11 protein-coding genes are annotated in these 12,755 nt (G+C 71.6%); 8 read left to right on the top strand and 3 right to left on the bottom strand.

Annotation, left to right across the window (positions count from 1 at the left end; all coding sequences use genetic code 11):
• The first annotated feature begins 581 nt into the window (after window positions 1-581).
• From BMY07_RS17445 to BMY07_RS17460, 4 genes are read left to right on the top strand one after another with little or no spacing between them, the layout of a single operon-like run.
• Entirely contained in the window at window positions 582-3,530 is a 2,949-nt protein-coding gene (locus BMY07_RS17445) for a sensor histidine kinase (RefSeq protein WP_143073529.1), read from the top strand.
• On the top strand, window positions 3,527-3,952 hold the full coding sequence (locus BMY07_RS17450) for a roadblock/LC7 domain-containing protein (RefSeq protein WP_075978064.1): 426 nt from the start codon (window positions 3,527-3,529) through the stop codon (window positions 3,950-3,952). Before BMY07_RS17445 ends, BMY07_RS17450 begins: the two co-directional genes overlap by 4 nt.
• 29 nt (window positions 3,953-3,981) lie before the next feature.
• Complete coding sequence (locus tag BMY07_RS17455; RefSeq protein ID WP_092779504.1) at window positions 3,982-4,692, top strand: DUF742 domain-containing protein; 711 nt, start codon at window positions 3,982-3,984, stop codon at window positions 4,690-4,692.
• A complete protein-coding gene (locus BMY07_RS17460; RefSeq protein WP_092779506.1) occupies window positions 4,673-5,278 on the top strand; it encodes a GTP-binding protein in 606 nt (201 codons plus the stop codon). The genes BMY07_RS17455 and BMY07_RS17460 overlap by 20 nt, the downstream gene beginning before the upstream one ends.
• A gap of 64 nt (window positions 5,279-5,342) precedes the next feature.
• Here BMY07_RS17460 and BMY07_RS17465 read toward each other — a convergent pair whose 3' ends face one another.
• The gene (locus BMY07_RS17465; RefSeq protein WP_092780015.1) at window positions 5,343-7,577 is read right to left on the bottom strand and encodes a helicase-associated domain-containing protein; all 2,235 of its coding nucleotides are present in this window, start codon (window positions 7,575-7,577) and stop codon (window positions 5,343-5,345) included.
• A gap of 73 nt (window positions 7,578-7,650) precedes the next feature.
• Here BMY07_RS17465 and BMY07_RS17470 point away from each other — a divergent pair, with 73 nt between their 5' ends.
• The 4 genes from BMY07_RS17470 to BMY07_RS35895 all read left to right on the top strand — a co-directional run bounded on the left by BMY07_RS17470 (window position 7,651) and on the right by BMY07_RS35895 (window position 11,213).
• Entirely contained in the window at window positions 7,651-7,833 is a 183-nt protein-coding gene (locus BMY07_RS17470) for a hypothetical protein (protein WP_092779508.1), read from the top strand.
• 595 nt (window positions 7,834-8,428) lie between these two features.
• The gene (locus tag BMY07_RS17475; protein ID WP_092779510.1) at window positions 8,429-9,811 is read left to right on the top strand and encodes an NAD-dependent malic enzyme; all 1,383 of its coding nucleotides are present in this window, start codon (window positions 8,429-8,431) and stop codon (window positions 9,809-9,811) included.
• 14 nt (window positions 9,812-9,825) lie between these two features.
• Window positions 9,826-10,302, top strand: coding sequence for a cyclic pyranopterin monophosphate synthase MoaC (gene moaC / locus BMY07_RS17480; RefSeq protein ID WP_092779512.1), 477 nt, complete (start codon window positions 9,826-9,828; stop codon window positions 10,300-10,302).
• Entirely contained in the window at window positions 10,299-11,213 is a 915-nt protein-coding gene (locus tag BMY07_RS35895; protein ID WP_092779514.1) for a molybdenum cofactor biosynthesis protein MoaE, read from the top strand. Before moaC ends, BMY07_RS35895 begins: the two co-directional genes overlap by 4 nt.
• 4 nt (window positions 11,214-11,217) lie before the next feature.
• On the opposite strand, the gene BMY07_RS17490 is transcribed toward BMY07_RS35895, so the two are convergent.
• On the bottom strand, window positions 11,218-11,577 hold the full coding sequence (locus BMY07_RS17490) for a VOC family protein (protein ID WP_092779516.1): 360 nt from the start codon (window positions 11,575-11,577) through the stop codon (window positions 11,218-11,220).
• A 111-nt stretch (window positions 11,578-11,688) separates the two neighbouring features.
• A complete protein-coding gene (locus BMY07_RS34995; RefSeq protein WP_092779518.1) occupies window positions 11,689-12,351 on the bottom strand; it encodes a LysM peptidoglycan-binding domain-containing protein in 663 nt (220 codons plus the stop codon).
• Between the last annotated feature and the right edge of the window lie 404 nt (window positions 12,352-12,755).

The following is a 12,755-nucleotide window of genomic DNA, read 5'->3' on the forward strand; positions in this document are numbered from 1 at the left end:
ACTCTAGAGACAGCGGGGTGCGGGTCACAATGAGTGCGCACAGGATGCCTTGCGGTGAACTCTCTCACTGATTCGGGCGGCCCTGTTGCGCCAAGTGGGGGAACTCTCTAGACCCTCTGACCTGGGGTTTACGCGCTGTAGCCACATCGGCAAGTGGGTGGTGATTACTCATCCATATGGGCGATGATGAACGTAGGGAAAACCACCACTACATCACGCTGGTGAAATGTTGTCCGTGCTAACTATCCGATACAGGCTGTGATGATGCCCTGGAAGGGTTACATCGCCACGGAGAGTTCGCTACCTTCTGTGTCCACAGTGAGGCGCTCAACCGAGCGGTAGGGATGGGCGGTCGCCACGCTCGCGGGTAACGTTGGGCCACCCGGGTCCGACATCTTGCGGGCAGCCGCGTCCGCACCGGGCGTCCGCGACGGGCCGCGTCCGTCACTGGGTGGAGATGTCCGTTGGAGCAAGGCCTGCGGGATGACGGGCTACTTGGCTCAGATGCAGGGAGTGTGCTGGCAGTGCCCGACCACACCACTGGGGTGGGTTCAGGCCCAGGGAAAGACGGTGGTGCCGCCGTGTCAGAACCAGACGGCAGTAGTGAGGTGGTGGCCGCGAACCCGAGGCCCTCCGGTCGCAAGACCGTGGAGGGTGGCTCGAGGTGGCGGCTGCGCAACTGGCGGCTGCGCACGAAGCTGGTCGCGGTCCTGCTGGTCCCGGTCATCACCGCGGTCGCCCTCGGTGTCCTGCGCGCGACCAACGAGCTCGACCGCGCCGAGACCTTCGACCAGGCCGCCATCGCGGTGACCGCGACCCTCGACGTGACCGCGCTCGTGCACGAGATGCAGAGCGAGCGCAACGTGATGGTCGCCTACGTCGCGGGTGGCCGCACGGGTGACCTCTCCCAGGTCCAGGGCCAGATGCAGAAGACCAACGCCACGCTGACCCGGCTCAACCAGGCGGTCGCGAAGGTCTCCACCAACAACGGCCAACTGCTCGACTCCCTCGCCGACCGGCTCGGCGCGGTCGAGGCGGTCCGCTCGGCCGCGGTGTCCAGCTCGTACCCGGACGTCGGCGTCTACCAGTCCTACACCTCGCTGCTCGAGGCCGTGCTGTCCGCGGGCTCGGAGTTCACCGCCTCGCTGGCCCAGCCCGAGATCGCCCGGCTCGCCGCCGCCGCGCTGAGCATCGTCGAGGCCAAGGAGTTCCTCGGCCGCCAGAACTCGATCCTGATGATCGCCGGCGCCCGCAACTCCTTCCCGTCGAGCATGCTCGACCAGGCCCGCGCCGCGGAGGCCAGCTACAACGCCTCCATCTCCAACTTCCGGTCCAACGCCGACGTCGCCGAGGCCCAGTTCTTCTCCGACACCTTCTCCGGTGCCGAGGTCGACGACCGCGAGCGGATCAAGCAGACCGCGTTCGTGCACGCCGACCAGGGCGTCGCCGACCTGGGCATCCAGATGGACCAGCTGGTCGCCGACTCCAAGGCGACCGCGACCGCGCTGCAGAAGGTCGAGGTGACGCTGCTGGGCAAGCTGCGCACCCTGGCCAGCCAGTCCGCCGACGAGGCCAAGACCAACGCCTGGCGCGACGCGGTCATCGTGCTCATCGCGATCCTGCTCGCCCTGATCGTCACCTTCATCGTCGCCCGCTCGCTGCTGGTGCCGCTGCGCGTGCTGCGCCGCGACGCCCTCGACGTGGCGAACCGGCGGCTGCCGGAGACGGTGCAGCGCATCCTCGCCGACCCCGACCCGGTCGAGGCGTCGAAGAACGCGGTGGAGCCGGTCCCGGTGTTCACCCGAGAGGAGACCGGCCAGCTGGCCCGCTCCTTCGACGCGGTGCACGACCAGGCGGTCCGGATGGCGACCGAGCAGGCGCTGTTGCGCGACAACATCAACTCGATCTTCGTCAACCTGTCCCGCCGGTCGCAGACCCTGGTCGAGCGCCAGCTCTCGCTGATCGACCGGCTCGAGCAGGACGAGCAGGACCCCGACCAGCTGGCCAGCCTCTTCGAGCTCGACCACCTGGCCACCCGCATGCGGCGCAACTCCGAGTCGCTGCTGGTGCTCTCCGGCTCCGGCCTGTCCCGCCAGCTCTCCCGCCCGGTCCCCGCGGCCGAGGTCGTCGGCGCGGCGGTCTCCGAGGTCGAGCAGTACGCCCGCATCGAGGTGCTCTCCGCCCCCGAGGTGTCGGTGCAGGGCCGCGCGGTCTCCGACCTCGTGCACCTCATCGCCGAGCTGCTCGACAACGCGACCTCGTTCTCCGAGCCGGAGAAGAAGGTCTACGTCCGGATGGCGGTGACCCGCAAGAAGGAACTGGCGATCCAGATCACCGACTCCGGCGTCGGCATGACCGACGAGGAGATCGAGACCGCCAACGGCCGCCTCGCCGACCCGCCGGACATCGACGTCGCGGTGACCCGCCGGATGGGCCTCTACGTGGTCGCCCGGCTGGCCAAGCGGCACGACATCAAGGTGCGGCTGCGCGACAACGAGGACATCGAGGGCGGCCTGATCGCCAGGATCACCGTCCCGGCGAACCTGGTGCAGACCTCCGGCTCGGCCCAGCCGACCAGCATCGTGGCGCAGACCCCCAGCCTCGGCGACACCGCGGCCAAGGCCAGCGGCATCGCGGGCGCCTTCACCGGCAGCATGCCGCGGGTGCGCCCGGACACCGCGGGACCGCTCAGCGAGTCCGTCGTCGACCGCCCGGCCGAGGAGGTCGCGGGCTACCCCGCCTTCGACCCGGCCTCGTTCGCGGCCACCGGCAACCCGGAGGACACCGGCGGCTGGGGGCCCCCCGCCTCGCCGGAGGAGATCCGGTCCCGGCTCAACGGCCACCTCATCGACAACCAGGTCACCGGCTCGCTGTTCGGCCTGCCGCTGCCGGAGCCGACCGAGCCGCCGGCCGACGCCCCGCGCAACGGCAGCGGCGTGTACCACCCGGTGACCGAGCCGGAGCGCGTCGTGGACGCGCCCACCGAGCGGCTGCCGATCTACGAGGCCGTCCTCTCCCAGTGGTTCGAGGCCGGTGACACCGGGTCCACCCCGGTCACCGCGCCAGCCGAGCAGGAGACCGACGCCGAACCCGAGCCCGACCACCAGGTCGAGGTGGTGGCCGACCCGACCCCCGAGGCGCAGGTCCCGGACGTCGACGACCACCGCGAAGAACCCGTGGCCACCCCGGAACCCGCCCGTTCGCGGGCGGACGCCTGGCACTCGCCTGGCGACGACGGGTGGCAGCGGGCGCGTGCCCTGCTCGACACCACAGCGGACGCCACCACGACGGCGGGCCTGCCCAAGCGCGTCCCCAAGGCGCACCTGGTGCCCGGCTCGGCGGCACCGCGGGAGACCACGGCGGAGCAACCCGTCGTGCCCGCGCTGCCCCCGCGGTCGGCCGACGCCATCCGCGGCCGCATGTCCCAGTTCCAGCAGGGGGTGCGGCGGGGCAGGCATGCCCTCATCGACGCCTACGCTGGTGACCAGACCGGTTCAGACGAGAGCCGCCAAGACGAGGAGCAGGAGTGACAACCGCGTCCGTACATCAGCCCGGTAGCTTCGGGTGGCTCATCACCGACTTTGTCCGCCAGGTGCCCGGCGCGGCGCACGCCGTCGTGGTGTCCGCAGACGGGCTGCTGCTGGCCGGGTCGCAGGGGCTGCCCCGCGACCGCGCCGAGCAGCTGTCCGCGGTCGCCTCCGGCCTGGTCAGCCTCACCGCCGGGGCCGCGAGGTGCTTCGAGGCGGGCGGGGTGAACCAGACCGTGGTCGAGATGGACCGCGGCTACCTGTTCCTCATGTCGATCTCCGACGGCTCCTGCCTCGCGGTGCTCGCGGCACCGAACTGCGACATCGGCCTGGTCGCGTACGAGATGACCCTGCTGGTCGAGCGAGTCGGCCAGCAGATGACGCCCGAGCTGCGCGCGCAGCTTCAGGGCTCGCAGCGCAGGTAAGAGCGGGCACACGGCGGGGTGAGAACGCGATGAGCACGGGCCGCAGACCCACTGGCAGGCGTACCGAGGACGACTTCTCCTACCGGGACCTGTTCGAACCGGACGCCGCCTACGGTGCGTCGGACAGCGAGCACCCCAGGGACCAGCTGGTGGACGAGCCGGAGCGGAGGCTTGCCGACATGTCGGAACGAGGGTGGGACGACCTGTCCGAACCCGGTCTCGGCGAGCCGCCGAACCGGTTCGACATCGACGGGTTCCGGGCCAGGCTCTTCGGTGGCCCCAGCGCGACCCTCTACGGTGACCCGGGCATCCCGTCGCAGTCGGACTGGGACAGCAAGGAGATCCCGGCGGTCGCCGACCTGGAGCCCGAGCCGGAGCCGGTCGAGCTCGCCCCGCACGAGACCGGGTCGATGGTCCGTCCGTACACCAAGACCGGTGGGCGCACCCGTTCCGACTACGATCTTGCGATTGAGGCACTGGTCTCCACCAGTGACCGGGGCAAGGTGCCGGACGCGGCGGTCCGCCCGGAGCACAGGTCCATCTGCGGCCTGTGCCTGGACACCAGGTCCGTCGCCGAGGTCGCCGCGCACCTGCGGCTGCCACTGGGGGTGGCCAGGGTGCTCATCGGCGACATGGCGGGCATGGGCCTCGTCTCGATCCACCAGAGCGGCATGGTCGTGGGTGACCGGCCGTCGATCGAATTCATGGAAAGGGTGCTCAGTGGGCTCCGCAGGCTCTAGTCCTCTCAGCGCGCGCGGCGCTTCCCCCCAGCCGACCACCTCGGCGAAGATCGTCGTCGCCGGTGGCTTCGGCGTGGGCAAGACGACCCTGGTCGGTTCCGTCTCGGAGATCGTCCCGCTGACCACCGAGGCCGTCATGACCGAGGCCAGCGTCGACGTCGACGACCTGTCCTCGACCCCCAACAAGGTGACCACCACGGTCGCGATGGACTTCGGCCGGGTGTCGCTCGACTCCGACCTGATCCTCTACCTGTTCGGCACGCCGGGGCAGCACCGCTTCTGGTTCATGTGGGACGACTTGGTCCGCGGCGCCATCGGCGCCATCGTCCTGGTCGACACCCGCCGCCTGGCCGACGCGTTCGCCTCGATCGATTTCTTCGAGGACCGCGGCCTGCCGTACGTGATCGCGCTCAACTGCTTCGACCGCGTGCTGCACCACCGGATCGAGGACGTCCGCGAGGCGCTCACCGTCGAGCCGAACGTCCCGATCGTCACCACCGACGCCCGCGACCGCGACTCCACCAAGGAAACGCTCATCACCCTGGTCGAGCACGCCATGCACCAGCGCATGTCCCGCGCCGTCTGACCCAACCCGCCCACGCGAAGGCCCCCGGTGCTCCGGGGGCCTTTTCGCTGTCCGCTGTGGACGGTCAGCCGCCCTGCTCCACCAGGTCCGCGCGGGTGATGCGGTGCAGGGGGACGCGGGTCGGCGACCGGGTGTCCGGGTCGGTGCCCTCCAGCACGCCGCCGCCGATCCGGTTCGGCACCAGCACGCGCTCGCTGGCCACCCCGTTGGCGTCGACCATGCCGACCCACACCGTCTGGTTGGCGTGGATGGCCTGGTGCAGCAGGGCGAGGGTGTCGGCGGTGTTCGTGCTCGACGCGGCGATGGAGCGCCCGCGCTTGCTGTCGGCGGCCCGGTCACCGGCGCGCATGGCCGCGATGATGTCGCTGAGCTGGTCGTCGTCGGGGGCCTTGGTGGCCACCCGGCGCACCGCGCGGACCGCGGCCTGCACCCGGCGGCCGGTGGGGCGCAGGTCGACCACCTGGCCCTCGCTGTCCTCCGCGGCCGGGGTGAAGCCCGCCGCGCGCAGCTCGTCGAGGATCTCCAGCAGCGGCACCGGGCTGACCAGCACCGTCGGCGCGATCTTGCGCAGCCGCAGCGCCGCGGCGGCCGGGCTGGCCGCGACCTCGGCGATCAGCGCCGGGTCGTCGCAGCGCAGGAACGCCGCGGTGGCGCCGCCGCGCAGCCTGCCGTGGCGGCGGGCGACGTCGTCGATCATGTACGTCAGCGACTGCGGCACCGGGGTCTTGGAGTGCGCCCGGAACAGCTCGTGCAGGTCGCCCGCGGTCTGGCCCGCGTCCAGCGCGCGCCGCAGCGAGGACTCGCCGACCCGGTAGACGGTGGCACTGCCCGCGGACTCCACGTCGGCGACCTGGTTGATCTGGGCGGCCAGGTGCGGCTCCAGCGGGCCGGGCGCGACCACGGTCAGGTCGGCCTGCACCAGCACGTGGTCGATCGGCTCCGGCATCGCCTCGGCCATCCGCTTCGCGGCGGCGGCCGTGCCCTCTTCGAGCAACGTGCGGCCCGCCCCGGTCAGCGCGCCGTGCGCGACCAGGCCGAGCGACGTCGCCTCCTCCAGGGTCCAGCGGACGATCTCGTCGCGCAGCCGTCCACCCCGCCGGGGCGCGCGCCACGCCAGCAGTGCCGCCAGCTCGTCCGGGTCGACGATCCCGGTGCCCGGCTTCAGGTCGGCCAACGCGTGCAGCACCCTGGCCCGCTCCAACGGAGCGACGGGGCGGCGCAGGTCCTCCGACAGCGGGGCGAGCAGCCGCTCCTTCGCGTCCCGCAATCCACCGATCCCCGGCAGCCGCGGCAGGTCCAGCCACGCGGCGGCCACGGCGGCCCACTGGTTGGCCGGGCTCGCCACCAGCCACGTGTCGGCGTGCGTGGTCGGCACGTACTCGGGCGTCGCCGCCTCGTTGTCCACCACCAGCGACGCCGCGACGGCCACCTCGACCAGCAGCACCCCGTGCCGCTCGCCGACGTCCAGCGCCTTGGTGAGCTTGCGCAGGTCCCGCACGCCCAGCCCGCCGGACTTCAGCACCGGCGCCGGGTCCTGCGACCACATCCGCAGCACCGTCTGGACGTGCCTGAGGAACTCCAGCGCCGCACCGGCCGCGGTGGAGTCGACCGCCTTGTGCGCCTTGGTCTTGGGCCTCGGTTCGTCGACGACCACCGCGGCCGCAGGCCGCACGGCGACGCCGACCTGGCGGGGGAGCTCGACCGTCGTCGCGTCGACCCTGGTCAGCAGGTGGCGGGCGAGCAGCCGCTGGACGGGGGTGCGGGCCTGGTCGAGCGGCAGGACCGCCGCGGCGTCCCGGGTGTTGCCGATGGGGCCGTTGCTCGCCAGCCGCTCCAGCACGTCCCGCTCGTCCGCGGGCAGCGCGGCGACGGCAGCGGGCACGTCGACGTCGTCGAGCGCGGGGGAGGGGCGACCCAACCCGGTCGGGAACAGCCCCCCGGCCTCCCGCGCGGCAGGCACCAGCGCGATGCCGCTGTCCTCGCCCCAGGCGATCGCGAGGCGCCGCAGCTGCGCCACCGCGGCCTTGACCCGCTGCGCCGGGGCGCCGACGTCGAGCGTCGAGAGGGGAACCGGCGCCCGGTCCGCCCCGGCCGCCAGCAGCGCGTCGAGCACCGCGAGGGTGAAGGTGTCGAGCCCCTCGGCGACCCTGGCGACCGACGCCCTGGTCGCCGCCCGGGCCGCCAACACCCCGGTATTGGCCGGTCGGGGCGTGGCGAGATCGGGCCGGGCCCGCAACACGGCGCCGAGCGCCTCGTCGTCCCGCGCGCGGAGCCAGTCGGTGAGCGTGGTGCCGGACACCCTGACCACGGTATACGGCACCACCGTCGAGTAACCTCAGCAGGCGAGCACTTTCGTCACCCGAGGAGTTCCCGTGGCCAAAACCACCAAGCCCGACCGCGTAGACCCCACCTGGACCGGCGACGACGACAACGGCTCGCACCCGGTCACCGAGCTCACCTCGGACCGCCAGGGTGCTCTCTCCCCCTTCGGCAACACGACCTTCCCCCTGGACACCACCCCGTACGTCCACCCGACCACCGAGATCAACCGCTAGCCCCACCGCGGTCTCGGCTCCCAGGCACTCCCGCTTCGGCGCAGGGGTGCCTGTTGGTCTTTGTGCAGCCGCTAACCGCGCCGGTCTTCTTGCCGCTCACAGGCCTCTACCGCCCTCGCGCCTCTAGCTGCCCCGGGCCTTCTTGCCGCCGCTGCGCCTCTAGCCGCGCCGTGAGCCCTCTTCCCGCCGCGCCTCCAGCCGCCCCCAGGCCCTCTTGCGCCACTCTCGCGCGCGCGGTCCCGACCCTGCCCAGCCCCCACCCACTCCGGGGGGCGTCCCTGTGCCAGTCTATCGGTACCCCCCGACGGGCGATCTTGAAAGTACCCCGCCGAAGATCCAGATGTGGATAACTTCTGTCGCTGGACCGGGTGAATCTGAGGCACCCGGTCAACCAAGATCCCCAGGTCAGCGCCGTGCCGCCAGCTGAGCATGATCACAAAGGCGGCAAGTCGGTCTTGTGCCCAGTCGGAACCGGGGTCGGAGCGGCGGGCGGGAAGTTCTGTGAACAGTGGAGATCACCCGGATGTGGGCGCACCGGGACCAGGGCTAGGCTCACTGCGATTCTGTGAATGCCGTCCTTTCGGGAGTGAACCGCATGCCCGTCCCCGGTCCCGGCTACTCGATCACCGTCCGGGTGGAGGCTCCGCCGAGTGCCAGTGCGGCGGGGGACCTGACCAGCGCGGTCGGGCGGGTCGGTGGGGTGATCACCGCGTTCGACGTGGTGGACTCGCACAGTGATCGGGTGGTGGTCGACATCACCTGCAACGCCATGTCGGCCAACCACGCGCGGGACATCACGACGGCGCTCGAGGGGTTGCCGGGGGTCGTGGTCCGCAAGGTGTCGGACCGGACGTTCCTCATGCACCTCGGGGGCAAGATCGAGGTCACGGCGAAGGTGGCGCTGCGCAACCGCGACGACCTCTCCCGCGCCTACACCCCGGGTGTCGCCCGCATCTGCCAGGCCATCGCGGAGAACCCGGACGACGCGCGCCGCCTGACCATCAAGCGCAACACCGTCGCGGTCGTCACCGACGGGTCGGCGGTGCTGGGCCTCGGCAACCTGGGGCCTGCCGCCGCGCTGCCGGTGATGGAGGGCAAGGCGGCGCTGTTCAAGAAGTTCGCCGGGGTCGACGCGTGGCCGGTGTGCCTGGACACCCAGGACACCGAGGAGATCATCCGGGCGGTGGAGCTGATCGCTCCCGTCTACGGCGGCATCAACCTGGAGGACATCGCGGCGCCGAGGTGCTTCGAGATCGAGGCCCGGTTGCGCGAGAAGCTCGACATCCCGGTGTTCCACGACGACCAGCACGGCACCGCGATCTGCGTCGTTGCGGCGCTGCGCAACGCGTTGCGGGTCGTGGGCAAGGACATGGCGGACTGCACCATTGTGGTCTGCGGTGTCGGCGCCGCGGGCAGTGCGATCATCCGGCTCCTGTTGCAGCGCGGACCGGCTGATGTCGTGGCCGTCGACATCGATGGCATCGTGGACCGCGGCCGCGAGGGCATGGACACGAACCTGGCCTGGGTCGCGCAGAACACCAACCGGCACAACAAGACCGGCCGGTTGCACGACGCGCTGGTCGGCGCGGACGTGTTCATCGGGGTGTCGGCGCCCAACCTGTTCGGCGCCGAGCAGGTCGCCACCATGGCCGACGACGCGGTGGTGTTCGCGCTGGCCAACCCGGACCCGGAGATCGACCCGATCGAGGCGCAGCGGCACGCGGCCGTGGTCGCCACCGGCCGATCCGACTACCCGAACCAGATCAACAACGTGCTGGCGTTCCCCGGCGTGTTCCGCGGTCTGCTCGACGCGCAGGCCAGGACGATCACCGACCCGATGCTGCTGGCCGCGGCGGACGCGATCGCCGACATCGTCGAGGGCGAGCGGCTCAACCCGTCGTTCATCGTGCCGAGCGTGTTCGACGCGGCGGTGGCCCCCGCGGTCGCCGACGCGGTCCGCAAGGCGGCCCAGGCCTGACTAGCATCGGCCACGTGGGTGAACTCAGCCATGTGGACGCCGCCGGGACCGCGCGGATGGTCGACGTCTCCGGCAAGGCGGTGACCGCGCGCACCGCGGTGGCCAGCGGCGTCGTACGCACCACCGCGGAGGTCGTCGCACTGTTGCGCCGCGACGGGCTGCCCAAGGGTGACGCGCTGGCGACGGCGCGGCTCGCGGGCATCATGGGCGCCAAGCGGACACCGGAGCTGATCCCGCTGTGCCACCCGCTGCCGCTCTCCGGCGTCACCGTGGTGCTCGACCTGGGGGAGCGCGAGGTCACCATCACCGCGACCGTCCGCACCACCGGGCAGACCGGGGTGGAGATGGAGGCGCTGACCGCCGTCGCCGTCGCCGGGCTGACCCTGCACGACATGATCAAGGCGGTCGACCCGGCCGCCGTGCTCGACACGGTGCGGCTCGACCGCAAGGACGGCGGCAAGTCCGGCACCTGGAACAGGGACACACCATGACCGAGCGCACGGCCAGGGTCATCACCGCGTCCAACCGGGCGGCGACCGGGGTCTACGACGACCGCACCGGCCCGGTGATCGTGGCCTGGCTGCGCGGCCGCGGCTACGCGGCGCCGGACCCGGTGGTCGTCGCGGACGGCGCACCGGTCGAGCAGGCCCTGCGCGCGGCGGTCGCCGAGGGCGTCGACGTGGTGATCACGACCGGCGGCACCGGCATCAACCCGACCGACCGCACCCCCGAGGCCACCCGCGCCGTCCTCGACCACGAGGTCCCCGGCCTCGCCGACGCGATCCGCGCCGCCGGGCTGCCCGAGGTGCCGACCGCCGTGCTGTCGCGCGGTCTCGCCGGTGTCGCGGGCCGCACCCTCGTGGTCAACCTCCCCGGCTCGACCGGTGGCGTCCGCGACGGCCTCGGTGTCCTCGACCCCGTCCTCGACCACGCCGTCGACCAGCTGCGCGGCGGCGACCACGAGCGGACCCCGACCCGGCAGGCCGCCGTGCTGCGCGCGGACATCAGCGACGCCCCGATCTCGGTCGCCGAACACGAGGAACTGGTCGCCCACCGCTCAGCGGGCGCGGTCGTCACCTTCGCGGGCGTGGTCCGCGACCACGACGGCGGCCGCGGCGTGCTGGGCCTCACCTACGAGGGCCACCCCAGCGCCAAGGAGATCATCGCCGAGGTGGCGGCCGAGGTCGCGCGAGCCGACGGCGTGCACGCGGTCGCCGTGTCGCACCGGATCGGCGAACTCACCATCGGCGACGTGGCACTGGCCTGCGCGGTGGCCGCCGAACACCGCGGCCAGGCCTTCAGCACCTGTGCCCGCCTCGTCGACGAGGTCAAGGCCCGCCTACCGATCTGGAAGCACCAGCGCTTCACCGACGGCACCGACGAATGGGTCAACTGTCCTTAGAGGACTAGCGGGCCCAGAGGCAGAACGGGTGCCCGGCCGGGTCGAGGTACACCCGAACACCCTGCTGCGGTTGGACTTCGGCGAGTACCGCGCCCGCGGACACCGCGAACGCCCCGGCTGCCGCGAGATCGGCAACCTCGATGTCCACATGCGACATCATCTGCTGCGCACCGGCCCTGGTCGGCCACTTCGGTGGTAGGTAATCGGGTTCGCTCTGGAACGACAGGCCGGTGCCGCCGCCGGGTGGGCGCAGGGTCACCCAGTCCGGCTCGTCGGCGCCCTTGGGCCAGCCGAGCAGGCGTTGGTAGAACGCCGCCAACTCGCGCGCGTCCGGCGCGTCGAGCACCGCGGCAGTCAAGGTCATCCACGGTCTAGATCCCATGTGGCCAGGCTATGCCGGGAGCACCGGGCCCACCGGATGACGTGGTCGAGCCCCCGCCGCGACAGCGCGACGGGGGCTCGGACAACCCGGGACTTACTTGGTGGCGATCTTCTGACCGACCAGGATCAGGTTCGGGTCGCCGATGAAGTCCTTGTTCTTGGCGTGCAGTTCCTGCCAGCCGCCCGCGACGCCCTGCTGGGTCGCGATCTTCGACAGGGTGTCGCCAGCGACGACGGTGTAGTCGCCGCTGGGGTTCGACGCGGTGACCGCGGCTGCCGCGGGTGCGGCGGTGGTCACGGGCGCGGCCTTCGGGGTGGCCTTGGGCGCGGTCTTGGTGACCTTCTTCGGCGTGCTCTGCTGCTTGGGCGCGGTCGCGGCCTTCTTCGGCGCCGCGGCGGACTTCGCGCCCGCCTTCTTGCCGCACACCGGCCAGGCGCCGATGCCCTGGGTCTTCAGCACGTTCTCCGCGACGCGGATCTGCTCCTCGCGGCTGGCGCTGTGCGCGCTGCCCGATCCGCCGTTGGCCCGCCAGGTGCTCGGGGTGAACTGCAACCCGCCGTAGTACCCGTTGCCGGTGTTGATGTTCCAGTTGCCGCCGCTCTCGCACTGGGCGACAGCGTCCCAGTTCACCGGGTCGGCAGAGGCGGGTGACGCGGCGATCGCCATCGGTGCGCCAACCGCGACTCCTGCGACGAGGACGCGGGCGATGGTGCGCTGGGTGGCGGTCTGCTTGCGGTGCTTGCCTCGGTAGGACATTTGGGTCTCTCCTCCCAAGCCTGCGCTGCACGCGCTGTGGGTGCGGACCAGAACCTCGGTCCGACCGGGTCCGGGTGGACCTGGCCGCCGCGCCGCGCACCGGTGTGGTGCTCGGCGGGCCCCTCGCCCCTGTCCGGGAGATCGCTTTCGCTCGGGGTTGGTTCCCGGGAGCCCGCCGGACAGGGTTCGGCATGGCGCACTCTCGGGTCGTGCACGGCTGGTCGGGGCCAGCCGGAAGCGACGGTACGTAACCGCGGGAAGATCTGAAAACTCCGAGGAGCGTGACCGTCATCACAGTAACGCCCCGCTACCTTTCGCGATCAGCGGCTTTCCGCTGGTCAGGCTCGTAAACGTACGCGTTACTCCGCCGTGTCCTGGCCGAGATAATTAACCGTCGGTGAGGT

This window comes from Actinokineospora terrae (assembly GCF_900111175.1).
GTDB classification, from domain to species: domain Bacteria; phylum Actinomycetota; class Actinomycetes; order Mycobacteriales; family Pseudonocardiaceae; genus Actinokineospora; species Actinokineospora terrae.